We start from the raw sequence: 23,004 nt of genomic DNA on the forward strand, positions 1-23,004 counted from the left end.
AACGATGAAGGATACAAAGCCTCGCAACAAAATCGTGCTGTATATTGCCATGAGTCTCGACGGGTATATAGCGCTGCCGGATGGCTCGGTGGACTGGCTATATGATGTCAAAGGAGATGGCGGGGACAATGGATATGCCGACTTTTACGACACCGTAGGCACGGTGCTGATGGGCAGGTTAACGTATGAGGAGGTATTGAAGCTTTCAGATGATTTCCCTTATGCCGGCAAGCCGTGTTATGTACTCACCCGGTCATTAACGAAGCATCAGCAAGCACCGCATGTTACGTTTACAGACGAAGCTCTGTCTGAGCTTGTTCCGCATCTACAAGAACAATCGGAAGGTGCAGTATGGCTGGTGGGTGGAGGACAGTTAGTTCAGGACTTCATGCGAGAGGGACTGCTGGAGAAAGCTATCATTGCGATTATTCCTAAGGTACTCGGACAAGGAATACCGTTATTTCCGAAAGGAACACCGCCAAGTACGTTTGAACTCAAAGAAATAGAACGCCGCGGGGATATCGTTATGCTTCATTATCATATATAACTCTGTTTACAGAAAAGCCTTCGTATTTCAGGATCATGCAATCTCCCTGACATACGAAGGCTGTATCGCGTGCTTTTGTTCATTATTTGGTCTTCAAATTATCCCACGTGCTCTGGAAATCCTCGAACAGCTTCCCGGCATCCGATTTACCCGCCACATAGGCTTGCATCTGACTGCCGAATTCCTGCTGCGCTCCTTCAGGATAGCGGGCAAAGAACCAGCCCAGCAGCTTATTTTCCTGACTGTATTTCACCACTTCGGCACCCAATTGGCCCATATCAGCCTCTGACCCTTTGATGCTCTTGAACGCCGGAATGAATTTGAATTCCTTGGTGATATATTTTTTACCCTGCTCGGATGTCACCATCCAGTTTAAAAACTCCTTCGCCTCGGCTTTGACAGATGAATTTTTGTTAACCACCCAGTTGTTGGCGACTCCTACAAACAGCTTATCTCCGGCTGCGGCGTCTTCACCAATCGGCATAGGCAGAATACCCAGATTCAGCTTTGGATTAATCCCGTCAAGTTGTACCTGGGTCCAGTTCCCTTGCTGCATCATGGCAGCCTTGCCAGTAGCAAAATTCGTTACCTGTGTGTTGTAATCAGTCGTCAGCGGCTTGGAGCTGCCATACTTGAGCGTCAGATCGAACAGCTTGATCCACTCGGCGAATACAGCGTTGCCCGGGATTTTCGCTGTTCCATCATTCAGCCCTTTCACGAAAGCTGACGGGTCCGGTTGATTGGCAAATGCCACGTTCAGCAAATGATTCCCCAGCACCCAAAACTCCTGATATCCATTAGAAAAAGGGGTAATGCCTGCGGCTTGGAGCTTTTGGGCAGCCCCTTCCAGCTCGGACAGCGTTTTGGGTGTCTCGGTAATGCCCGCTTTCTTGAATAAATCCTTGTTATAAATAAAGCCGTAGCCCTCCAGATTCATCGGTTGACCGTACAGCTTGCCGTCCTTGCTCATGGGTTCCTTGGCGACATCGACCACGTCACCGACCCAAGGCTGGTCAGACAGGTCCTCCAAATACTCCAGCCACGTATCCAGCTCCCGGTAGCCTCCTACGTTAAAAATATCCGGTTGCTCCCCGGAGGCAAACTTCGCCTTCAAGGCAGCCCCATAGTCGCTACCTCCGCCCACGGTCTGAATATCGAGCTTGATTCCCGGATGGGACGCTTCATATTCCGCCTTCATGCGATTGAGCGCTTCTGCAATTTCCACTTTGAACTGAAAAATATGAATCGTCTTTTCCTTAGCTTCCTCTTTTCCTGCACTTTGTTCACCGCCGCTACTGTTACAACCTGCCAGAACAAGTGCAAAAGCAGCGAGAAACAGAATCAGAGCTTGGGCTTTCTTTTTAAAAGTATGCGTTTTCATAATTATGTTCCTTTCTATCCAAAAAGTGATAGTAATTCTCAGGGTACACTCAGCCCTTGACTGAGCCAGCCATAATACCTTGAATAATATATTTTTGCATAGCCAGAAAGAATACGATCACTGGCAAGATGCCCAGTACCAGTGCAGGCAATGCCAAATCCCACTGCTTGGTGTATTGCCCGAAAAAGGCATAGGTCGCGATTGGAATCGTTCGCAGCTCCGCCTTTTGCAGCACAAGAGAAGGCAGCAGATAGTCATTCCAGATCCAGAGTGTATTCAAAATAATAACCGTTACCATCATCGGCAGCATCAACGGATATACAATGCGGAAAAACACACCGTAAGGCGTACAGCCGTCTACCGTAGCCGCCTCCTCCACCTCAACTGGTACGCCTTTAACAAACCCGTGAAAGAGAAAGATGGACATAGGCGCCCCGAATCCCAAATAACAGATAACCAGACCACCGATGCTGTTCATTAAATCCAGTGTACTGACCACCTTGACCAAAGGAATCATCACGGATTGAAAAGGAATGACCATGGCAGCCACAAACAGGGTGAACAACACCCGGTTATAACGCGTCGGATGCCGGACCATCCGGTAAGCAGCCATCGAGCTGATCAGTGCGAGCGACAGATTACTGACCACCGTAACCACGAGTGAATTCCATAAGGCCTCGGGAAAACGCGTAATGCTCCATGCTCTGGCATAGTTACTCCATACAAACGTTTGCGGCCAGGCCGCCGAATCGGTGAGCAGATCACCAAAGCTTTTGACCGAATTGACGAATAAAAAATAAAACGGAACGAGGAATATCAAAGCGACGAGTATCATCACCAGCTCGGTCACCCATGTTCCGACGCGATAACGCTTGCTTGTTTCCATTTACGCCTCCACCTCCCGGCTTTTCGTCAAACGCACCTGAAGGCTCGTAACAAGCGCAACAATGATAAAGAATATGAGTGCCTTGGCCGTTCCCAGCCCATAACGATTATTCACAAACGCCTCGTTATAAATATTGAGTGCGACCGACTCCGTGGAACCGAAGGGGCCCCCTTTGGTCAGTGACAAATTGAGATCGAACATTTTAAACGACCACGAGATCGCCAGGAAAAGACATACCGTAACGGCAGGCATGATCAAAGGCAGTATAATCGTCCGCAATATTTGCATCCGGCTTGCTCCGTCAATTTCGGCTGCCTCCAGCATATCCCGGGGCACATTGGTCAGGGAAGAAATGTAAATGACCATCAAATACCCGGCGGTTTGCCAGATAAACACGATCACTATACCCCAGAAAGCCGTGATCTCATCTCCCAGCCAGGGCAGATTGAAGAAGGACAAGCTCGTACTCTCTCCGATCGCTGCAAATCCTTTGACAAAAATAAACTGCCATATAAATCCCAGCAACAGCCCTCCAATCACATTGGGCATGAAAAAAATAGTCCTCAGCACATTTTTTGTTTTCAGCGGCTTGGTTAAAAAATACGCCAGCAGAAAACCAATCATATTCGCAGCCACCACTCCAATCACCGTAAAACGGATCGTAAACCAGAACGCTGTCCTAAACTTGTCATCATCCAGTAAAACGTGACTGAAATTATCCAATCCGACCCACTTCGCCTGATTAGCAACTCCATTCCACTCTGTAAAAGAATAGTACATTCCCAGCATGAAAGGGATTACAATAATGATAACGAAAAATAACGTCGACGGCCCTACGAAAATCCATTGCTGGAGCCATTGCGACGATTTGGCGCGGTTCAAGCCGATCCCCTCCTTTGTTGTCTGTTGGTGTCTGGAGCGCTCCTTACGGCTTCCTCATCAAGCAGCATGAGCGCTTTGACCATTCGATTTGCGGTTCACATGTTCATTATGTCGAATAAGCGCTCTGGAGAACACGCAAGATCGTGAACCATTCAGGGGGAAAATATTGACCTCCGGCTTGCCTTGAATTGTGAAAGGAGCTATTCGCATGAAATTCCACAGCATTCGTTCCCGCTTGATCTGGTTTCTGTTAATTGCGGTCACTCTGCCTCTGCTGCTGTCGATGACCATGACCTTCATTCTTACCAAGCAATCCTTGCGAGAGCAGGCCACACAAGAAAATGAACGGCTTATTTTTCAGGGAATTACGAATCTGGATAACTATTTACAGGGATTAAACCGCGCGTCCATTGGAGTCTATAATGATCCTCATTTCCTGCGCAACCTGGCTAAAATTCCGGATGATTACCGGGCCGTCGCCGAAATTCACACCACGCTGCAAACGATGATGAATGCTTCGTCAGGCATCGACCAGGTGTATTTGCACTCTTTTGAGGCCAGGCAATCTACGCTGATTACCAGCACAGTCCCTCTACGGGAATTCCGGCTGGCCCCCTTTCCCGGCTCTATTCATTACGGCTCTTCCGGATTGTTTATTCAGCCTTCACATACGAAGCATTTGTACGGCTTTTCGGCGGTTTCCTATACGGAGCACAACACACAGCGACAGGTATTCACACTCCATCGGGCGATTCGGAACATTCCTTCCTCAGAGACGCTTGGGGTACTTGCTATGGATGTTCGTCTGGAGCCGCTGCGCAGCATTTGCCGTCAATTGTACGATGCAGATACAGAGGAGCTGTTTTTGGTCGACCGGAACGGAACGATCATATATAGTGGACAGGAAGAGGCGATTGGAACACACTGGAAGGAATCCGGTCTGCTTAATCGAATTTCTAAAGAAGGCGAGCACGGTGTTATTGAAGACGATACGGCATTGCAGGTGTATGGCAAGCTGGATGCCAACCTGTCAGGCTGGACGATCGTCAAGAAAATCCCTAATCGCACGCTTTATTTACGGGCCACTCGCCTGACCCAGATCAATGCAGTCATTACAGGCGCTGCATTGCTGCTCGTCATTGTCGCCACCTTGTGGATTTCCATCAAAATCACAGAGCCCATCAAGCGACTGACCCGCTACATAAACCAGATTCAGTCCGGTCAACTGGATGTAGATATTCGGGCCATGAGTAATGATGAGATCGGAGTGCTGTCACGCCGCTTCAGACAGATGATGGATACGATCAACAACCTCATTTTACGGGAATACAAGCTCGAACTGGCGAACAAGACACATCAATTGAAAGCGCTTCAAGCACAGATTAATCCTCATTTTTTATACAATACGCTACAATCTATCGGAACGCTGGCTCTACAGCATGAGGTGCCGCGAATCTATTCTCTGCTCTCTTCCCTTGCCAAAATGCTGCGCTATAACATGCGGGATCATACAGTCGTTACACTCAAGGAAGAAGCCGAGCACGTAAAGCAATATCTCGATTTACAAAAAGAACGCTTTGGCGAGCAATTAGAGGTTACTTACCAGTGGGATGATGGGGTCCTGGATAATCAAGTGCCCAAAATGATTCTCCAGCCATTAGTGGAAAATTACTTTAAACACGGTGCTGATCCTCGGCTGGGACATGGTGAGATTCGAATTGCAGGCTGCCGGATTCGGGAAGGAATCGTGAAGATAACAGTGGAAAATAACGGAACTTCCATTCCGCAGACTGAGTTGGAGCAGCTCCAGCATATGCTGAAACGTCCGCTGAAAGCCTATGAGGAACCGAACACCAGCGAGTCGGATTCTATCGGACTCCGTAATGTGCTGCTGCGCATCCAGCTTCACTCTGAAGACGGCTCTAATACCCTGTATGTAGACAATATTCTGCCTCATGGCGTTCGTTATACACTCGAAATTCGTACCGAAGCCCATACCGAAATTCATATTAAGGGAGAGTGACCTGTCATGAAAGTGCTGATTGTGGATGATGAAAAGCATGTGCGCCATGCCATTCGAATGCTTGTACATTGGGAAGCTTGTGGCGTGACTGAGGTCATTGAAGCTGAGTCGGGCGATCAGGCGATTGAGGTCATCACCGCCTTTTCGCCACCTGTTGTACTCACGGATATGCGGATGCCAGGCAAGGACGGGGTGGCCCTGATGGAGTGGATTCAGGTGAATTCCCCCGCGACCAGAGTCGTGGTGGTCAGCGGCTATGACGATTTTGAACTGGTCCGGCAGGTCATCCGTCGGGGAGGCATGGACTATATTCTCAAGCCTGTGGACCCGGTGGAGATTAACGAGGCTTTAACCAAAGCCACTCAAGCCTGGCAGACAGCGGAGCAAGACCGGAACAGGCACACGATGCAGGCGATTGAGGTGAACCGGATGAGGCCGCACTATGCCGACAAGCTCCTGACCGAGCTGGTGTCCGGCACAGCGAATACCCATCTTTCCATCACGCCTTTACGTGAGGAACTGCATCTTCCTGCGGCTATTCATATGTGCAATGCAGCGGTGATGAGCACCACTCAACTGGATGCCGATATACTGGACAAATACAAAACGCGGCACACGCTTCTGGGCTTCTCCCTGATTAACATCTGCAACGAGTTTCTCGGGAATTCCCAAACCGGGATTGCGTTCCGTCATCTGGAGCGTATGGACGAAATTATTCTGCTGTATTGGGGCGAACCGTCCCGCTGGCCGCTGCTCTTGCAGGATATACACACAGGGATAAGAGCGGCGTTGCGGTGCTATATGCATATTGGAATCGGCTCTTTCGGTGCCTTTCCCGTGGCGGCGGCCACAGCCTACCAGGAAGCGCGGCAAGCATTGTGGAAACGGGATGTGCTGCAAGCCGCCGACTGGCTGCACCATAGCTCTCTTGCACGGCAAGCCGTACGTCTTCCTCAGCTTCCCGAGATGGAGGAGGAGCTGCGGCTTAGTGCGCTTAGCTGCAACGCCAGTCGTATAGCTGCGGCGGCAGGAGGCTGGATAGCAGCCGTAGCCGAGCTACCTTCGGTTACGGCAGAGCAACTGGTCGGCTGGAATCAGGAGCTGGACTGGATGCTGGCTCGCTGGCTGAATGACAGACCCGGAGATGCCGCAGGCGAGGAACTGGCAGACGAGCACAGCTCCATCCCTGCCCTGCCGATCGACAACCGGGGCTTGCTATCCCTGCCCCTATGGCAGAAGCAGGTTGAAAACCGACTGCTTGCAGCCGGGCAGGCCCTTACACCAAGCCATAGCCCAAGCAATCCTGTTATCCGTGATATTGCCCGCTATCTGGACGCTCATTACGATGAGGACATTTCCCTACAGGATATGGCGAGCCGTTTTTACCTCAGTCGGGAATATATCTCTCGTAAATTCAAGCAGGAATACGGCGTTAATCTGTCCGAGTATCTATGTCGGATCAGGATGGACAAAGCGAAGCTGCTGCTGTTAAACGACAAGCTACGCCTTCATCATATTGCCGGTATGGTTGGTTATCAGGACGAAAAATATTTTGGCAAGGTATTCAAAAAACTGGAGGGCATCACGCCCGGCGAGTTCAGAAAACGACATTCTGTAGATCCTCAGCCGTTAACGCATACAGCACATGATCTTCCCAGACACCATTAATCTTCAAATAGTTTATAGCCAGCCCTTCCCGGCGAAATCCGGCCTTTTCCATCACTCGATTGGATGGTGTATTTCTCGGCATAACCCCGGCCTGTATACGGTGCAATCCCAATTCATTGATGGCGTAACGTACAACATCCTTTACTGCTGAGGTGGCGTAGCCTTGTCCGTGATGTGCAGGATCTACGAAGTATCCCAGATTCGCATTTTGAAAAGGGCCTCTGGCTACGCCCGATAGCTCCATTCTGCCGATCAGCTTATCATTTTCCGGCAAAAAAAGTCCAAACGTATATCCCTGCCCGGCTCGTGCAGCCTCAAGGCCGATGGAAATCAGGCGGGCCTGTTCTTCCAGCGTAAAGTAAATTTCAGGCCGTTCCGGCTCAAATGGCTTAAGAAAATCAAAATTTTCGCGTCTAATCTCCAATAATCGTTCTGCATCACTTACTTGTAAAAGCCGAATCTGTAGCCCCGGATGGGTGGAAGTGATCAAACTTGCGCCATTGGATTCATTTAACATTGTCATTTCCCTTCTTTCTCTGTTTTTCGTATGCATGTATTTACAGGGCAGAAAAATACCCCAGGTGCATGAAAGCAACCCAGGGTATCCTCATCCATTTCATTCGAGATTCAGTCCGTAACAGGCATCCAGCCAGGCATCGTCGTCAACGCACCCCACAGGTAGTCCGGAATGACCAGCTCCTGTTGAGCTTGCTTGGACAATGTCGTGCGGATCGTATCTTCAGTGCCGTGTTGCACCTTCTGAACCCATTGCGGTTCCATCAAAAGCGGACGTCCCAGTGAAACCAGCGGTACACCTGTCTCCAGTGCGCCGAGAGCTTCGTCAGGCGTATTCAGCGAGCCAACGCCCATGACAGGCACACGGTCGCCCACCTTTTCATGAATAATAACGGTACGGGATTGTTCTGCACTACGATCACGAATGGACCCGCCGAAGAAATGATTGACGGAAATGTGCAGGTAATCCAGACCTTGATCTGCCAAGCGGTCAACGAGCACCAACGTATCGTCCAGTGTAATGCCCGGCGTGGTTCCTTCTTCGGGAGACAAGCGATATCCAAAAATGAAAGGCTGCTTCGCATGCTCTGCGATCACTTTCTTCACTTCATGAACAATCGCCAGCGGGAAGGTCAAGCGCTTCTCAAGGCTGCCTCCCCACTCATCGGTACGAAGATTGGAATGCGGGGAGAAGAACTGCTGTACCAGATATCCATTCGCTCCGTGAAGCTCCACACCATCATAGCCCGCTTCAATCGCGCGGCGAGTAGCTTCGCCATAGGCACGGATAACGCGGTGAATATCGTCGGTAGTCATTTCACGCGGCACAGGTGCGCCTTCTTTTTCCTCAGCCACCGCGCTTGCGCTGATCGGCTGTCCGTCCGGTATCTGATCCGGTGGGCACAAACGACCGCCATGATAAATTTGCAGAATCGCTTTTGCGCCCTCCTGATGAATCGTGTCAGCTAGACGGCGCAGGCTCGGAATCATTTCATCCTTGTCCGCACCAAACTCATTTACAAAGCCTTTACCATCTGGAGTCACGTACACGCAAGCGGTAATGACCGCACCTACACCGCCGGAACGCTCACGATAGTAAGCCAACTCCTGATCACTGACTTCACCATTTTCATGAGACGCAAAGTTAGTCATCGGTGCCATCGTAATACGGTTTTTCAACGTAACGCCGGATGGCAGAGTAAAAGCTTCAAATAACGGTTTATATTTTGGATTCATTTCGGTACTCTCTCCTTTAATGTAAGTCAGATCAAAACGAATATGGGCTGTTACCATGATGCCGAAAACGAATTCAAGGCAACTTTACTCTTATGAAGCATGTGTAATATTGCTTACTTAAATACAGTGGTTATAATAACCACAGTATAATGATCCGCTCATATAAAGTCAAATAAAACCCTTCTGATCCTCCCTAAAAACCATTCGGTGAGCCTGTACAATTCCAAGTGCCTGACGGCGTTTTAGCTATCTCCCTGCTGTGCTGTCCTTTTCTTCCCGACGGGAAAACCAGGTCGCAAGCAGCGAGCCGGAAATATTGTGCCACACGCTGAAAATTGCACTCGGCACAGCGGCAATCGGATTAAAATGAGCCGCTGCCAGCACAGCGCCCAGCCCGGAATTTTGCATCCCTGTTTCCAGCGTAACGGCTTTGCGTTTGGACAGATTCATTCCGAACAGCTTGGCAAACCAATACCCGAGCAGGAACCCGATGCCGTTATGCAAAATCACCACAGCAAAAATAATCGGGCCGGTTTCCAAAATCTTGCCTCTGCTGCCTGCGACTACAATAGCCACGATCAGCACAATAGCCAGCGTCGATACGAGCGGCAGTGCCTTGACACTTGCTTCAGCCTGTTTACGGAACAGCGATTTGACGATAACCCCCAGCACAATCGGTACAATAACCACGACGAGAATATCCATAATTAGCGACTTTGCATCAATATTCATCCACCGTCCAGCAAGCAGGCTGATCATGGCCGGGGTTGCCAGTGGCGCGATCAGCGTCGACACCGAAGCAATGGATACTCCCAGCGCCACGTCGCCTTTTGATAAAAGGGTCATCACGTTGGAAGCGGTGCCGCTTGGGCAACACCCTACCAAAATAACACCAACAGCAATATCTGGCGGTAGCTGCAATACCAGCGCTAACGCAAAAGCCAAAAACGGCATGATTAGATAATGCCCGACTACACCAATAGCCACATCAACCGGACGCCGGAATACTTCACGAAAATCAGCCGAGGACAGTGTCAGCCCCATACCGAACATCACGATGCCAAGGAATAGCTGTATGTATCCTTTCAGTCCTGTAAACGCCGCAGGGAAGAAAAATCCCAGACACGCAAATAAAAGTACCCAGATCGAAAAGGTTCCTCCTACGAACTTCCCCGCTTTTTCCAAACCATTCATTCTCCTATCTCCTCACTTCTAGTGCTTAAAATTTTTATCATTGGACTACATATGACTGCATATAAATACACCTTTTTAATAAAATATTTGTAGCATGAAACTTTTCCCGGCAAGGACATATTTGGTAGCAAAGTGGGTATATTCATAGTAGAAGATTGTGACCAGTCGGTCATTCCACGGTTCATTATTCATTGAGGAGGAGATGCCCTATGTCACGAAGCCATTCATTGAAATGGTGGACTATCATTGCGTTTATCGCTGTCATCGTCATTAACATTCTGGCTTCCACACTTCCCATCGGCGGAAGAAGCACCGCTGCCGTATCCAACATGTACCCTACCCTGCTGACACCTGCGGGTTATGCCTTTTCCATCTGGTCGGTTATTTACTTGCTGCTTGCCTGCTTTATTGTGTATCAGGCTACATCGGCAGGACAAACCAAGACGAGCGTTCAGTCTATCGGTTTTTTCTTTATTTTAAGCTGTATCTTCAACATGATCTGGATTTTTTTGTGGCAGTATGTATATGTAGAGTTGTGTGTGATCGTCATTATCCTGTACTTGCTCTCTCTGGCTGTCGTATATGTACGATCTCGTACGCCGCAACCAACCCTCGGGGAAATGTGGTTCGTCAAGCTACCGTTCAGTCTGAACCTTGGCTGGGTATCCGTCGCTACCATCATCAACATCGCGGTGGCACTGGAAAAGAACGAGTGGAACGGCTGGGGACTCAGCGATACCACATGGGCGATCATCTTCCTGTTCATTGGCACCGTGCTTGCTATCATGGTCAGCTTTCCATATCGTGACAGCATTTATCCACTTGTGTTCGTGTGGGCTTATGTCGCCATCGCCATCAAGCATCCGGACAATGAAAACGTGCGGCTGGCTGCATTCATTCTGGCCGCAATCATCCTGGTGTACTCGCTTTGGCTGTTCTTTGCCCGTAACCGGGACCGGGACTAAAGGAATCTCATCACGTATACCACAGGCATAAAAGAACTTCCATTTCCACATCATGTGTGGATTTTGGAAGTTCTTTTGTATTCCTTAGCCTATTCGCCCTTCAAGGCGATAACTTCAATCTCCACCAGTGCATCCTTCGGCAGACGAGCTACCTCCACCGCACTACGAGCCGGATACGGTTGTTCGAAGAAAGAGCTGTATACTTCATTTACGCTGACAAAGTCGTTCATATCTTTCAGGAATACGGTCGCTTTCACGACTTGGTTCAGGCTGCTTCCAGCTGCTTCCAGAATAGCTTGTACGTTGCTCAAGGACAGACGAGCCTGCTCCTGTACATCTTTACCGAACTCACCTGTTGACGGATTCAGTCCAAGCTGTCCTGAGGTGTAAATAAAACCGCCCGCCTCCACAGCTTGGCTATAGGGTCCGATAGCGCCGGGCGCTTTTTCAGTAGCAATTGTTTTTTTCATATGGGTTGAATGCTCCTTCCTAATACTGGTTCTCCGTATTATAGCACGGGAAGTCCAAAGCCACTATTCCGCATTAATGGATTACAGCATAACGGGTCCCCCCCAAGGTACCCTGTTATGGCTGTGCTTTAATTTTACACATTTTTATCGGCACCCGTTTTTGTTTCGGGTTCATCCTCACCGGGTGTCAGCTCAGCTCCGATGACCCGAATGATATCATTCGGATAAATATGTACGCCGCTCGCATGCGCGAGAGCGATTCGTACCATAGCCCGTGCGATCACCGAGGCCGGGATGGCGCGGTAGGAAGCCAGTTTGCCTGTCATCACGCCATCCAGTGCCTTCATCACGACGGCCGCGGCGGCTTCGCCAAAACGACGTTCGGGCCTTGTGCCTAAAATCAGCGACGGACGGAACAAATGCAACGCAGGCAAGCCAATATCGGCAAGCGCCTCCTCAGCCTCACCCTTCGTACGGTTGTAAAACACGCGCGATTCCGGGTCCGCTCCCATCGAGGAGATGGCGAGCATCTGCACCGCACCGGCCTCTTTGCCCAACCGGGCGGTCAGAACCGGATAGTCCAGATCCACCTGACGAAACTGCTCCTTGGAGCCAGCCTTTTTCATCGTCGTCCCGAGGCAGCAAAAAACATCATCAACCCCCTCGAAGGCGGATGCCGCTTCCTGCGGATGCTCCCAGTCGATGAGTGCCTGCTCCAGCTTGGGATGCTTGATTTCCAGCGCACGTCTGCCCACAACCATGACGCGGCTGTATTCCTTTTGCACCAGCAGCTCCCGTACAACATAACCCCCGACAAGCCCCGTTGCACCCACAACGACCGCTTTACGCTCCACGATAGACCTCCTTATGCCTGTCACCTGTAACGCACCTGCTCCTGCACTTGTTTACTAGGCTAATTTAAACGGCTGTTCTCCCGCCTCCCTGCTTTCAGAAGGACACATGGGCAGGTACAGGGAAAAAGTGCTTCCCTTGCCCTCCTCACTCTCCAAACGTATAAAACCGCCCAACAAGCGGGATAAATCACGGCTGATCGATAGTCCCAGCCCGGTTCCTCCATATTTGCGGTTAATGGAACCGTTCGCCTGCTGGAATGCCTCAAAAATAACATGCTGCTGGAGCTTGGAAATACCGATGCCCGTGTCTTTTACCGCAAATACAACCCAATCTCCCTCCTGCCCCTTTCGTTCCAGATGCTGTGTGCTGATCTCCAGCAATACACGTCCCTCATGAGTGAACTTAAAAGCATTAGATAACAAGTTGCGCAAAATTTGCTGTACACGTTTGGCATCGGATCGAATTTCATCCGGTATATCGCCATGCTCGTTCAAGCTGAATTCAAGCTTCTTGTCCTTGGCAGTGACTTCAAAGTGCATCATCATCACCTGCGCAATCTCGCGCACACTGATCGGCTCACTGACGATTTCCATCCGCCCTGCCTCGACTTTGGACAAGTCCAGAATGTCATTGATCAACTGGAGTAAATCATGCCCCGAAGCATAGATCAGCTCGCTATACTGGTAAAGCTCGTCCTCATCCAGTTCTTTTCCCTGCTCGTTGATGATCTGCGCCAGATTAATAATGCTATTAAGTGGTGTACGCAGCTCATGCGACATCGTTGCCATAAAATCCGATTTATATTGGGAAGCCACCATTAACTGTCTGGCCCGTTCTTCCAAAATGATTTTCGTCTTCTGTAACTCATCGCGTTGTTCCGATAATAGCTGATTGGCCTGTATAATCTGATAATTACGCATCTGCTCCATCTGGAAATCACGTAAAATCAGCGCAAATAAAAAGCTAAGTACAATACCAATAGGCAAAGTGAGAGGAACAACCTCCGCCACATAATAGCGCCATGGAATGACGCCCAGAAAGGCAATATTCAACGTATTTACGATATTAACCGCTAAAATAGTCACTGATGCCTTAATAATCAGACGGCAGGTGGAACGGCGCATCCAGTAGTTCAATCCGGCGCACAGCACGCCCAGAATGCTCATATTCAGAAAGCCGACCCACGCCGCCATATTCACCCCGAAGGTAAACCTTGTAAGCCCGATCGCTACCCCGATAATAATAAGTGTATAGGAGCGGGGATACACCAACGCCGCGATAATCAACGGAACAAAGCGCAGGTCAAAAATAACCGTCTCACTAAAGTTAAAACCGAAGCAAGAGCTAACCCATCCGCCAAATACCACCAGCAGTACCGAGCTGATATATTTAAATCGCGAAGAGGTACGACTCAACCCATATTTATAAATCACGTTCGCCACATAGGCAACGGCAATCAGCATCCCCAGATTCATTAGAAACATCATTGAAAACTGCATGGACTCACACTCCCATAGCGCGAAAAATTGGATGCCAGGCCTATGCTGACCGCTTTTGCTTTTCTCGTATATCATAACATGAAGCTTCAGCTTTCGACATGTCAAAGATGCGTACATCCCTATATAAAAAAGACGAACCGCAACGGCTCGCCCTGGTGGATATACAGTATAGGGTCAACTCATGATGCCCTTGTTCCGGCGCCATTCTTCGACAAATAATTCAGCAAAGTAAGGGTCCCACTGGGTTCCTTTTCCCTCTTCCAATATCATAACCGCTTTTTCTTTCTGCATACCCTTCCGGTATGGGCGGTCAGACGTCATCGCATCATACGCATCCGCTACCGCGATGATCCGTCCAAATAGCGGGATATCCTCCCCGCAGAGCTGGTCTGGATATCCTTTGCCATCATAACGCTCATGGTGCGAACGCACGCCGGGCAAATAAGGAGCCATGGCATCGGCCGGCTCCACCTGGCGGAGAATGCTTTCTCCCATGACCGGGTGCATTTTAATCTGGTCAAATTCCTCATCCGTCAGCTTGCCATCCTTGAGCAGCACGGCATCGGCTACGCCGATTTTGCCGATATCATGCAGTAATGCCGTTTTGCGCAGCAAATCGAGGTCTGTCTCATTCAAACCGCCCCGCCGTCCAATGATCACCGAGTATTCAGCCACACGCAAAGAATGTCCTGCGGTATAAGCGTCCCTCGCATCCAGTGCTGCCGCCAAGGTGGCGAAATAACTTTCCTGTAGCTGACTGTTTTTGTCTTCCCGTTCCTTCAATCCCTCAACCATGATATTAAAGCCTTCAACCAGCTTTGCAAATTCGTCAGAGTACAAATCGCTAGCCTTATCGTTCAGGCGGCCTTCCTTCACTTCATTCATCTTTTCCAGCAAATGGCGAATTGGCTGCTCAATCTCACGGGTTAACAGCCAACCTCCCAGATAAGCAAAGGCCACACCAAATAGTAAAATCGTGCCCGCCCATACCCAATAGGAGCTGGAAAGCGTCTCATCCAGACGTTCCAGCCGAATCTGCGTAGCCAGGCAAAACAAAAACAGCGGAAAAGCACCAATCAACGTTGCACTCAGCTGAAATTTGTGCCGGAGCGATAGTAATACCCGTCCCCGAAGCGATATGTTAATTCCATATTTCTGATAAGTTCGGTCTCTAATTTCTATCAGCAACGGACGGATCGCCCTCATCGTCAGGAAAAATTCAATCATCGCGTGCATCGAAGCAACCAGACAAGCCCCTATACAGGCAATTCCCACATAATAGAAGGGCAGGGTGAGCTGTCTGGTATGAATCATCCATATGGCCATACCAGCTGCCGGGATGGAAAAACCGAGCAAATGCGGTCCCATAATACGTAACACAGACAGAATAGGCAGACGGTGAATCCGTATATACATCGCTTCTACATCCTCGAACGTCGTCCGCTTATCCAGAAAAAAGTGACGAACTGGTCCCAAATGCATCCTAAATACCAGCGTTTCGCAAACAATCATAATAATACTGGAAAAAGCAATGATCTTCATAAGACCTAAAAATTCATAATGGGCTACATTTAACGTGGAAAATAAAAAAATCGCGCCTACCAACAGAACAGCTATAAACGAACCTATAATATAGTTCAGGATAACATGCTGAATAAAACGCTTATAGATCGGCAAAATGCTACCCCTCTTTTCATCCGTACACTCACAAAACATCTTGTTTATTCAATATCGGAGTCCGGTCGGCAAAAGTTAACCTTCTTGCTTGAGCAATTTGCATAAATCCTATAAGCGAATTTTAATCAACCATATATAGATTGAGAAATTGCAGCCTTGCATTTTAGAATCGTTCTTGCTATACTATTAAAGTATGTATTAAACCCCATAGGATTCCGCGCAACAAGCTATACTCCTAATCACCGCATGGAGCTTCTCCAAATTTTATGTATAACCCTAATGTAGAATTTTGAGCTTTTGCCGAAGATTTTCACATTCACACTGGCGCGGTCATCGGAGCCGCAAGGACGAAAGAGAGGTAGGGCTTTTGTCGTTTGGAAAATGAGCAGTGGAATCGGACTGCCCCTTATGAACATGCTGACCATATTATGCAAGGCAGCAGGGGTTGAATATATATTATGCCGTCGAACCATGAAGTTCGAGCAGGCCGTGCAGTTCACGCAAGCTGCACCCATCCTCCGGATGATCCCCGGGGGATTTTTAATGTACATAGGTATTCTGTTAAGCACCATCGAAAGCATTATAGCCAAAAAAATGACCCTGCCAATACATCGGCAGGGTCTATAGCTTGATCAAAAAGGGGTTAATAAGGTCATTATAGTCACTCTTTCTTAAAACTAAATGATATGCACCTTAAAAACTCATTAATTTTTTCCAGCTTTGAGTTCTACTTTAATAATTCGTCCAGTATTCTGTGCCGTCCTGCGGCGTGGTTGGAGTAGTTGTACGCCCTGTTTCCGGGCGGGTGAACCTATCCGTTGAAGGACGCTCCCACCCTTCCAGCAAGACCACATGCTGAGTACTGGAGTTATTTTCCCATGTAATATAACGCTCCTGTTCCATATGCCGCAAAGCGGCTGTAATCTCGCCGTCCCTCTTCCCCGTTTTGATGGTCAATTCCGTCATCGTCGGCATATGGCGATGCTGGGCAAAATAGTTATACAAAATCCGTAACAGCTTTCGTTCCAAATCAGGCAACATCGTCTTTCCTCCCATTATAAAGAACATATGTTCCCATTATAGCACATGAAAATGCACCCTCCTACTGGAAGCTGCATTTTGGACTTTTACGTCCGTTTCAAATTCAGTTTTTTTCTTTCTCCTGACGACCGACAGAACGCAGCCACCAAACAATTCCACCCACGCTTCCTAGTGCAAGAACCGTCAGGAAAATAATATAGAACAGATGAAATCCACGATCACTCATGGCAATCGCCTCCTTACTTTATGTATACACTTCCCAACTAATCCTGTAAACCTCTTTTTGGAGCTCAGCTTTATTTTTTTCCAAACGCTCCACAACAGGTATCTTCTTGAGGTAAATCGGTACATGCTAATCAAATATGGTTAATACCAAATAAGAGACAGACCAAGGAGGGTATCGAATATGAAATTTCTATTGATCGTCATCATCGTCGTGCTGGTTGTTGTATTGTTCATGAGAAGACGCAGATAAACGAAGACATCCCGCATTGTTGAAAAAAGGATACAAAAAGGGCTTTCGGCCAAAGACCAAAAGCCCTTTTTCATCTGAGGTTAAGGCTCAATTACGCCTTGTTTTTCTTGCTATATTTAATGAAAGCAATCACAATCGTCACGGCAAACAATATTCCAGTAACTACCCAAGTTGTTAAAAATGCCATGTGCGAACCAACATTAGCTCCCATCGTCGGGTGCTTCATCGCTGTAAATACTGAACCTTGCACCATAAATATCGTACAAAATAAAATGATGGGCACCAGAAGAATTGTACTCGCAGTCCTCCGGTTACCTGATACCGCAATCACGCTTAGAGCGGAAATTACCAAAATCACAAAATATATAGTCGCTTCCCACAGCATAGAAGTGCTCACCGTCCGATCTTTTTTCTATCCATTTGTAAATGTCACTTCTATTGTAACAGACGTCACACAGTGAACCAAGCCATAATTTGAAATGAAAAGGGGTAAATCCTGCGGCAACGTAAATAATGTATAGTAACTACATAAAGACCCCAAAGGAGATGAACCCATGAGAAGTGCAAGTCCCTTTGTCATTGTTAACGATGTCCAGCAAACGGTGGATTACTATCAGTCTGTTTTGGGCGGAGAAATTAAAGTACTGAACAAGCAGGAAGACAAGCTTTTACACGCTGAGCTTCACTTGGGCAGCAGTCACATCCATTTTTCCGATTCCTATGGTAAACCGCTGAGAGCGCAACATGTACAAATCATTCTCGATTTTGACAGCGAAGAAGAGCTTAAACAGGCTTACCATGCACTGGCAGAAAAAGGTGCCGTTGACGTAGAGCTTCAAGATACTTTTTTTGGTGCCCTGCATGGCGAAGTGACAGACCATCTCAATCACATTGGTTGGGTTATGAACTATTTTAAAAACCGCCGTCCTTGATCTGTTGTACAAATAACCACAAGTCTCTTTCATTTGCACGGCTGAAAACGAGCCATTGCAGGACACAAAACCTGGCAGATTCCAAGCAAAAAAGGACAGCATTGGCGCTGTCCTGCTTGTATTCTTCTACCACCACTAATGACCGTTAACAGCAGATTCCATCTACCAATCTTGCCGCCGCAGAAGCTCCACCTGCTACCCTCTGCTCACTTAACTACTGCTGGCTGGCCGCGATCGCCTGCTCCAAATCGTACAAAATATCGTCTATCGCTTCCGTCCCGACAGACAAACGCAACAGCTCTGGCTTGACTCCAGCAGCAACCTGTTCCTCCGCATTCAACTGTTGATGGGTTGTGCTAGCCGGATGAATGATCAGAGATTTGGAATCACCTACATTCGCCAGATGGGAAAATAGCTTCACATTTTCAATCAGCTTGCTTCCCGCCTGACTGCCGCCCTTAATACCGAAGGTCAGGATCGCCCCTTGCCCTTTCGGCAAGTATTTTTGGGCTAACTTGTAGGATGGGTGGCTTGGCAATCCAGTGTAGCTGACCCATTCCACATCCTTGTGGCTTTCGAGATATTGCGCTACCTTCAAAGCATTCTGGCTATGTCTTTCCAGCCGTAGATGGAGTGTCTCCAAGCCCTGAAGCAGCAGCCATGAGTTGAACGGTGAAATAGCTGCTCCCAGGTCACGCAGTAGTTGTACCCGCGCCTTGATAATGTATGCAATAGGCCCCACCGCCTCGGTGTATACAACCCCATGATAGCTTGGGTCCGGCTCGGTCAGTCCAGGGAAACGGCCACTTGCTTTCCAGTCAAACTTGCCGCTGTCCACGATCACCCCACCGATGGACGTTCCGTGTCCGCCAATGAATTTCGTCGCAGAATGCACGACAATATCCGCTCCGTATTCAATGGGACGCAATAAGTACGGGCTTGGGAACGTGTTATCTACAATTAACGGAATACCGTATTCATGCGCAATCGCTGCTACAGCTTCCACATCCAGCACATTGCCCTGTGGATTGCCAATCGTTTCGGCAAATAACGCCTTCGTTTTATCCGTAATGGCTTTGCGGAAGTTCTCCGGGTCATCCGAATCCACAAAATGCACCTTAATGCCCAGCTTCGGCAGCGTCGTGGAAAACAAATTATATGTACCGCCATATAGACTGGATGCCGAAACAATTTCATCCCCTGCTCCCGCAATGTTCAGGATGGAAAAGGAAATGGCTGCTGCTCCCGAAGCCGTTGCCAACGCGCCAGCCCCTCCCTCCAGAGCTGCGATCCGCTGCTCGAACACATCCGTGGTCGGATTCATCAGGCGCGTATAAATGTTGCCGAACTCTTTTAGCGAAAACAAATCAGCCGCATGCTCGGCATCCCGAAATCCATACGAGGTGGTTTGGTATAACGGAACAGCGCGGGCAAAGGTAGTAGGATCAATTTGTTGTCCGGCATGGACAGCGAGAGTTTCGAATGACAGCTTGCGATCTTCTGACATGGTTATTTCCTCCCTTGTTATACGTGCTGTATGAATCTTCTCTTTCTGTATGCGCAATCATGAATGATTTTTCAATCATTCTCGCACAAAAAGAACGATTTGGGAAGATAATTCTCATTATTCAGGTAGGAAATTATAGATTTTCTAAAACATCAGGTTTCAGACCGGAAGGTTTTGCCCAACTGCTCACCAAGGCCGAAATAATGGCGGAAGTTATAGATGAGTGGGCTCCACTTTGCCGGATCAATGTGGTTATCACCGAGGATCATATCCTGATGAACATGCACCTGTACAGCTTGGGTTTCAACGATTGCAAAATAAGGAGAATGATCAGGAATCCGTACATCCCTCACCTTCGCTTCAATTTGAATAGGGGATTCCCTAATTCGAGCGGGCTTGACCACATTAGAGTCAATCGAAGTTAGTCCGCTAATCTCATACTTGTCTTTCTGATAGGTAAAGCCATTTTGTTGCTTATCCTCGGGTACGGGATTTTTGCCCGTGTAGGGGGCCAACCGCTCCACATGCTCCCATAAGGCAGGTCCCGGAATGTTAATCACACATTCGGGATGCCGCTTCATATTTTCAAATGCTCTCCCACCTATTCCAATACCCAGTACGACACAATCTCCCAATGCCCATGAGGAGGAAATAGGGCTGATATTGGTCGTTCCATCCTCATTCAGCGTGTTGAGTAAAATCACAGGGGTTCCATAATATAAAATGCTAGGCTTAATCGTTTTGATGTCTGGGCTGAAATTCATCTGATTTATTTGATTCATTTGGTCCATTATCCCTTCTCCTTCTGTTCAGATCTGCCTCCTTATTGTAGAATATAAATACTTCAATCTTCATCGAAGTATGGATTACAAAGGAGGATAACTGTGCCATGAGCGCCAAATCAAATGTAGCCATGATTGCTTCTCTCGTCAGCGAGCCTTCCCGCGCAGCCATCTTAACCGCCTTATTAGACGGCAGATTTCATCCTGCAAGCGAGCTGGCCCATATGGCACGCATCAAACCGCAAACCGCCAGCTTCCATTTGGCTAAATTGACCGAGGCTCAAGTCGTTACTGTAGAGAAACAAGGGCGTCACCGTTACTACGGCATTCAAAATCCCGAAGTTGCCCGGGTAATGGAGTCATTTTTATCCATAGCTCCACCTGTTCCAATCAAGTCATTCCAGCATGCTTCCGAAGACAAAGCCATACGTCAGGCAAGAACCTGCTACGATCATCTGGCAGGTCATTTAGGTGTACAGCTAACGGCTTCTCTCATTCAAAAAGATTACATTTCGCAGGATCGGGACGGGTTCTCTGTTACTGAAAAAGGGAGGGCGTTCTTTGCAGACTTTCAAATTGACCTTGAAGCAACGAAAAAAAAGCGCCGCTCCTTCTCATATAAATGCATAGATTGGAGTGAACGACGCCACCATCTGGCCGGAGCCTTGGGGAATGCTCTTTTGGACAGATTATTAGAATTAAACTGGATTCAACGCCTGCCCAAAACCCGGGCAATATACATTACAGCAGATGGTGAGAGAGGTTTTAAAGAAGTATTTTCGATAGAGATCGGGAAGGATAATTCTGAGCTGTAGTCCTTTATTTGGCGTATATTCGTTTACGTTGTTCTTCCACAAGCTGAGCCAGTTCAGGAGTAGCATATCCGGCAGGATAGAAGGCTTTAGATTGGATATGATAGGCAAGGTTTCTCGTTGATCCGTCTTTCATTTCAATTTGGAGATAGTAGCTGTTCCCGGCCAATCCCTTGGTCTGTTTGTACATTTGGTCAAATGGAACGTAGTTCAGTTTAGGATAGGCTTCGGAAAAATGCGATATAAAATTGCGCCAACTTTCTCCCCTTTGTGCAAATTACTATTGTCGTTCTCATAGCTGGCCCTATAGGTAACGCCATTCCATTTTGCTAAAGATGCGTAATCAATAGTTACATTTGAACACTCTTTTTCGTGCTTATCCGATGGCCCCACTTGTGTGGATTCTACAGACGATTTTTCATGTTCCTCGTCCTTCGCTGGCGTGCAGCCGGATAATAGTAACACTGCGGTACTAGCTACTGCTATAGTTCGTCTAAACAACGTGAAGCTGTTCATTGATCATCCCCCCCTGAATACTCAGACGGGTTCACATCCTGAATGGTTACTAACCACTGGACTGATTAATAAATTTCGACACCTGTTTAGGATTTAAAAGATATGGTCTTGGCGCACCTCCTGTTGGGGAATACTGTGTCCCAGTCTGAAGGATTACGTTTTAATTATTTAGGCTACACATCAGCGACAGCATATCAGTGCATGATTTCTTTCTTATTCACCTTAACACCTGATAAAGATTGATCAAACATATCGAGAATAAAAAGGAAGCGCTCAGCTTCACGAAATACATGATCGGCTAATAAAGGATGGATAATACTTTTTATTCGGCATTCGTCGATTAAATCACGCGCTGTTTTCTTAAAATCACGCAAGGACTTAACAGAGACACGGTTTTCATCAACAAATTGACTCAAGAGTGGAACGGTCTGCGACTGTGGCCGCATATGACTTAAATCAATTGCTTGAAACATCAGTGTATCAAAATCATTGCTAAACTCCCTAGCTTGTTCAACCAGTTTACGTTCGGATGGATCAAGCAAATGGCCTATAAATTTTGCGTGATCGGCCATGATTTTTAAGAAAAATACATTTTCATCAATAATTGCATCGGGTAATGGTTCGAGCTTTCCCGAATTGAGTTCCTCTAAACGGTTTCTGAAATAATTCGCTTCCCGGCTTACATGATCTACCAGTAAAGGGAAATTGGTTTGTCCGGGAAGCTTGCATTGCAATATAAGGCCCAATACCATTCTCTTAAACGCCCAAATATGAGTCGCTGCATTCTGGACCTCCGTATTAAACTCTTTGATTGTATGAGGGTCAGTATCGATATTAAAATCGTGTGATCTTCTCTCAATATCCTCAAAAATAGCATGAAACTGATTGGCTTCTTTAATGAGTTGAGTATCTTCCGCTCTAAAACCTAACCCCAGAAAAAATGAATGCTCCTTCATGATCCTGGACCAAAATCGTATCTCATCTAATGAGCGCGCAACGAATGCATCCAATCCTATCCCTCCTCTGTGTGAGCAAAAAGCACTTACTTAGTCATATGGAATATGCCTTGTCATTATGATTATCGAAGTCCCGCGTCTCATACAAATCTAATTCCGAAGTTGTTTAGAAGTTCTGCTAGAA

The 23,004-nt window shown here is 47.8% G+C and carries 25 protein-coding genes; 7 read left to right on the plus strand and 18 right to left on the minus strand.

Translation table 11 applies throughout. The features are described from left to right. Window positions 1-4: 4 nt before the first annotated feature. Window positions 5-547: a dihydrofolate reductase family protein gene (locus E0698_RS18430; protein WP_192512506.1), complete on the plus strand. Its 543-nt coding sequence runs from the start codon at window positions 5-7 to the stop codon at window positions 545-547. A gap of 82 nt (window positions 548-629) precedes the next feature. Here the strand turns inward: E0698_RS18430 and E0698_RS18435 are convergent, their stop codons facing one another. From E0698_RS18435 to E0698_RS18445, 3 genes are read right to left on the minus strand one after another with little or no spacing between them, the layout of a single operon-like run. After that, entirely contained in the window at window positions 630-1,928 is a 1,299-nt protein-coding gene (locus tag E0698_RS18435; RefSeq protein WP_192512507.1) for an ABC transporter substrate-binding protein, read from the minus strand. 49 nt (window positions 1,929-1,977) lie between these two features. Continuing rightward, a complete protein-coding gene (locus E0698_RS18440) occupies window positions 1,978-2,814 on the minus strand; it encodes a carbohydrate ABC transporter permease (protein ID WP_192512508.1) in 837 nt (278 codons plus the stop codon). Beyond that, complete coding sequence (locus E0698_RS18445) at window positions 2,815-3,696, minus strand: carbohydrate ABC transporter permease (RefSeq protein WP_192512509.1); 882 nt, start codon at window positions 3,694-3,696, stop codon at window positions 2,815-2,817. A 208-nt stretch (window positions 3,697-3,904) separates the two neighbouring features. Here E0698_RS18445 and E0698_RS18450 point away from each other — a divergent pair, with 208 nt between their 5' ends. Together E0698_RS18450 and E0698_RS18455 are read left to right on the plus strand one after the other, a co-directional pair. Next, window positions 3,905-5,719: a sensor histidine kinase gene (locus E0698_RS18450; protein WP_192512510.1), complete on the plus strand. Its 1,815-nt coding sequence runs from the start codon at window positions 3,905-3,907 to the stop codon at window positions 5,717-5,719. Between the two features lie 6 nt (window positions 5,720-5,725). Further along, the gene (locus tag E0698_RS18455) at window positions 5,726-7,387 is read left to right on the plus strand and encodes a response regulator (protein ID WP_192512511.1); all 1,662 of its coding nucleotides are present in this window, start codon (window positions 5,726-5,728) and stop codon (window positions 7,385-7,387) included. Here E0698_RS18455 and E0698_RS18460 read toward each other — a convergent pair. The 3 genes from E0698_RS18460 to E0698_RS18470 all read right to left on the minus strand — a co-directional run bounded on the left by E0698_RS18460 (window position 7,317) and on the right by E0698_RS18470 (window position 10,333). After that, complete coding sequence (locus E0698_RS18460; protein WP_134911380.1) at window positions 7,317-7,904, minus strand: GNAT family N-acetyltransferase; 588 nt, start codon at window positions 7,902-7,904, stop codon at window positions 7,317-7,319. The genes E0698_RS18455 and E0698_RS18460 overlap by 71 nt on opposite strands. Window positions 7,905-8,014: 110 nt before the next feature. Continuing rightward, window positions 8,015-9,139 (minus strand): NADH-dependent flavin oxidoreductase, encoded by a 1,125-nt coding sequence (locus tag E0698_RS18465; RefSeq protein WP_134911381.1) that lies wholly within the window; start codon window positions 9,137-9,139, stop codon window positions 8,015-8,017. Between the two features lie 246 nt (window positions 9,140-9,385). Continuing rightward, window positions 9,386-10,333, minus strand: coding sequence for a bile acid:sodium symporter family protein (locus E0698_RS18470; protein ID WP_192512512.1), 948 nt, complete (start codon window positions 10,331-10,333; stop codon window positions 9,386-9,388). Between the two features lie 209 nt (window positions 10,334-10,542). Here E0698_RS18470 and E0698_RS18475 point away from each other — a divergent pair, with 209 nt between their 5' ends. Then, complete coding sequence (locus E0698_RS18475; RefSeq protein WP_192512513.1) at window positions 10,543-11,298, plus strand: tryptophan-rich sensory protein; 756 nt, start codon at window positions 10,543-10,545, stop codon at window positions 11,296-11,298. Between the two features lie 89 nt (window positions 11,299-11,387). Here E0698_RS18475 and E0698_RS18480 read toward each other — a convergent pair whose 3' ends face one another. The 4 genes from E0698_RS18480 to E0698_RS18495 form a co-directional block, all read right to left on the minus strand. Continuing rightward, on the minus strand, window positions 11,388-11,768 hold the full coding sequence (locus E0698_RS18480) for a RidA family protein (RefSeq protein WP_134911383.1): 381 nt from the start codon (window positions 11,766-11,768) through the stop codon (window positions 11,388-11,390). 134 nt (window positions 11,769-11,902) lie between these two features. After that, entirely contained in the window at window positions 11,903-12,622 is a 720-nt protein-coding gene (locus E0698_RS18485; RefSeq protein ID WP_192512514.1) for an NAD(P)H-binding protein, read from the minus strand. Between the two features lie 54 nt (window positions 12,623-12,676). Further along, on the minus strand, window positions 12,677-14,122 hold the full coding sequence (locus tag E0698_RS18490; RefSeq protein WP_192512515.1) for an ATP-binding protein: 1,446 nt from the start codon (window positions 14,120-14,122) through the stop codon (window positions 12,677-12,679). A 174-nt stretch (window positions 14,123-14,296) separates the two neighbouring features. Then, window positions 14,297-15,799: an HD-GYP domain-containing protein gene (locus tag E0698_RS18495; protein WP_192512516.1), complete on the minus strand. Its 1,503-nt coding sequence runs from the start codon at window positions 15,797-15,799 to the stop codon at window positions 14,297-14,299. Between the two features lie 381 nt (window positions 15,800-16,180). Between E0698_RS18495 and E0698_RS18500 the strand changes: the two genes are divergently transcribed. Continuing rightward, complete coding sequence (locus E0698_RS18500) at window positions 16,181-16,426, plus strand: hypothetical protein (RefSeq protein ID WP_192512545.1); 246 nt, start codon at window positions 16,181-16,183, stop codon at window positions 16,424-16,426. A gap of 105 nt (window positions 16,427-16,531) precedes the next feature. Here E0698_RS18500 and E0698_RS18505 read toward each other — a convergent pair whose 3' ends face one another. From E0698_RS18505 to E0698_RS18510, 3 genes are all read right to left on the minus strand, one after another. Continuing rightward, entirely contained in the window at window positions 16,532-16,840 is a 309-nt protein-coding gene (locus tag E0698_RS18505) for a hypothetical protein (RefSeq protein ID WP_192512517.1), read from the minus strand. A gap of 103 nt (window positions 16,841-16,943) precedes the next feature. After that, window positions 16,944-17,066, minus strand: coding sequence for a hypothetical protein (locus tag E0698_RS27355; RefSeq protein WP_262384859.1), 123 nt, complete (start codon window positions 17,064-17,066; stop codon window positions 16,944-16,946). 340 nt (window positions 17,067-17,406) lie between these two features. Then, complete coding sequence (locus E0698_RS18510; protein WP_192512518.1) at window positions 17,407-17,700, minus strand: hypothetical protein; 294 nt, start codon at window positions 17,698-17,700, stop codon at window positions 17,407-17,409. A gap of 169 nt (window positions 17,701-17,869) precedes the next feature. Here E0698_RS18510 and E0698_RS18515 point away from each other — a divergent pair, with 169 nt between their 5' ends. Then, window positions 17,870-18,247 carry a VOC family protein gene (locus E0698_RS18515; protein WP_134911390.1) on the plus strand — a complete coding sequence of 126 codons (378 nt, stop codon included), beginning with the start codon at window positions 17,870-17,872 and terminating at the stop codon, window positions 18,245-18,247. 214 nt (window positions 18,248-18,461) lie between these two features. Here the strand turns inward: E0698_RS18515 and E0698_RS18520 are convergent, their stop codons facing one another. Beyond that, window positions 18,462-19,754, minus strand: a complete 1,293-nt coding sequence (locus E0698_RS18520; protein WP_149096015.1) for a homocysteine synthase — start codon at window positions 19,752-19,754, stop codon at window positions 18,462-18,464. A 152-nt stretch (window positions 19,755-19,906) separates the two neighbouring features. After that, window positions 19,907-20,545 (minus strand): flavin reductase family protein, encoded by a 639-nt coding sequence (locus E0698_RS18525; RefSeq protein WP_192512519.1) that lies wholly within the window; start codon window positions 20,543-20,545, stop codon window positions 19,907-19,909. Between the two features lie 98 nt (window positions 20,546-20,643). Between E0698_RS18525 and E0698_RS18530 the strand changes: the two genes are divergently transcribed. Then, window positions 20,644-21,351: an ArsR/SmtB family transcription factor gene (locus E0698_RS18530; protein ID WP_192512520.1), complete on the plus strand. Its 708-nt coding sequence runs from the start codon at window positions 20,644-20,646 to the stop codon at window positions 21,349-21,351. A 4-nt stretch (window positions 21,352-21,355) separates the two neighbouring features. Here E0698_RS18530 and E0698_RS18535 read toward each other — a convergent pair whose 3' ends face one another. The 3 genes from E0698_RS18535 to E0698_RS18545 all read right to left on the minus strand — a co-directional run bounded on the left by E0698_RS18535 (window position 21,356) and on the right by E0698_RS18545 (window position 22,874). After that, on the minus strand, window positions 21,356-21,538 hold the full coding sequence (locus tag E0698_RS18535) for a hypothetical protein (protein WP_192512521.1): 183 nt from the start codon (window positions 21,536-21,538) through the stop codon (window positions 21,356-21,358). A 20-nt stretch (window positions 21,539-21,558) separates the two neighbouring features. Beyond that, window positions 21,559-21,864, minus strand: coding sequence for a hypothetical protein (locus E0698_RS18540; RefSeq protein ID WP_192512522.1), 306 nt, complete (start codon window positions 21,862-21,864; stop codon window positions 21,559-21,561). 194 nt (window positions 21,865-22,058) lie between these two features. After that, complete coding sequence (locus E0698_RS18545; protein ID WP_192512523.1) at window positions 22,059-22,874, minus strand: DUF2935 domain-containing protein; 816 nt, start codon at window positions 22,872-22,874, stop codon at window positions 22,059-22,061. Between the last annotated feature and the right edge of the window lie 130 nt (window positions 22,875-23,004).

The sequence above is a fragment of the Paenibacillus sp. 23TSA30-6 genome (genome assembly GCF_014858585.1).
In the GTDB taxonomy this organism is placed as follows: Bacteria; Bacillota; Bacilli; order Paenibacillales; family Paenibacillaceae; genus Paenibacillus.

Excerpts from the sequence above, each read along its gene's own strand:
- E0698_RS18430 (WP_192512506.1), top strand. The coding sequence starts at position 5 with ATGAAGGATACAAAGCCTCGCAACAAAATCGTGCTGTATATTGCCATG.
- E0698_RS18435 (WP_192512507.1), bottom strand. The coding sequence starts at position 1,928 with ATGAAAACGCATACTTTTAAAAAGAAAGCCCAAGCTCTGATTCTGTTT.
- E0698_RS18440 (WP_192512508.1), bottom strand. The coding sequence starts at position 2,814 with ATGGAAACAAGCAAGCGTTATCGCGTCGGAACATGGGTGACCGAGCTG.
- E0698_RS18450 (WP_192512510.1), top strand. The coding sequence starts at position 3,905 with ATGAAATTCCACAGCATTCGTTCCCGCTTGATCTGGTTTCTGTTAATT.
- E0698_RS18455 (WP_192512511.1), top strand. The coding sequence starts at position 5,726 with ATGAAAGTGCTGATTGTGGATGATGAAAAGCATGTGCGCCATGCCATT.
- E0698_RS18460 (WP_134911380.1), bottom strand. The coding sequence starts at position 7,904 with ATGTTAAATGAATCCAATGGCGCAAGTTTGATCACTTCCACCCATCCG.
- E0698_RS18465 (WP_134911381.1), bottom strand. The coding sequence starts at position 9,139 with ATGAATCCAAAATATAAACCGTTATTTGAAGCTTTTACTCTGCCATCC.
- E0698_RS18470 (WP_192512512.1), bottom strand. The coding sequence starts at position 10,333 with ATGAATGGTTTGGAAAAAGCGGGGAAGTTCGTAGGAGGAACCTTTTCG.
- E0698_RS18475 (WP_192512513.1), top strand. The coding sequence starts at position 10,543 with ATGTCACGAAGCCATTCATTGAAATGGTGGACTATCATTGCGTTTATC.
- E0698_RS18480 (WP_134911383.1), bottom strand. The coding sequence starts at position 11,768 with ATGAAAAAAACAATTGCTACTGAAAAAGCGCCCGGCGCTATCGGACCC.
- E0698_RS18490 (WP_192512515.1), bottom strand. The coding sequence starts at position 14,122 with ATGCAGTTTTCAATGATGTTTCTAATGAATCTGGGGATGCTGATTGCC.
- E0698_RS18500 (WP_192512545.1), top strand. The coding sequence starts at position 16,181 with ATGAGCAGTGGAATCGGACTGCCCCTTATGAACATGCTGACCATATTA.
- E0698_RS18505 (WP_192512517.1), bottom strand. The coding sequence starts at position 16,840 with ATGTTGCCTGATTTGGAACGAAAGCTGTTACGGATTTTGTATAACTAT.
- E0698_RS27355 (WP_262384859.1), bottom strand. The coding sequence starts at position 17,066 with ATGAGTGATCGTGGATTTCATCTGTTCTATATTATTTTCCTGACGGTT.
- E0698_RS18510 (WP_192512518.1), bottom strand. The coding sequence starts at position 17,700 with ATGCTGTGGGAAGCGACTATATATTTTGTGATTTTGGTAATTTCCGCT.
- E0698_RS18515 (WP_134911390.1), top strand. The coding sequence starts at position 17,870 with ATGAGAAGTGCAAGTCCCTTTGTCATTGTTAACGATGTCCAGCAAACG.
- E0698_RS18520 (WP_149096015.1), bottom strand. The coding sequence starts at position 19,754 with ATGTCAGAAGATCGCAAGCTGTCATTCGAAACTCTCGCTGTCCATGCC.
- E0698_RS18525 (WP_192512519.1), bottom strand. The coding sequence starts at position 20,545 with ATGGACCAAATGAATCAAATAAATCAGATGAATTTCAGCCCAGACATC.
- E0698_RS18530 (WP_192512520.1), top strand. The coding sequence starts at position 20,644 with ATGAGCGCCAAATCAAATGTAGCCATGATTGCTTCTCTCGTCAGCGAG.
- E0698_RS18535 (WP_192512521.1), bottom strand. The coding sequence starts at position 21,538 with ATGTACAAACAGACCAAGGGATTGGCCGGGAACAGCTACTATCTCCAA.
- E0698_RS18540 (WP_192512522.1), bottom strand. The coding sequence starts at position 21,864 with ATGAACAGCTTCACGTTGTTTAGACGAACTATAGCAGTAGCTAGTACC.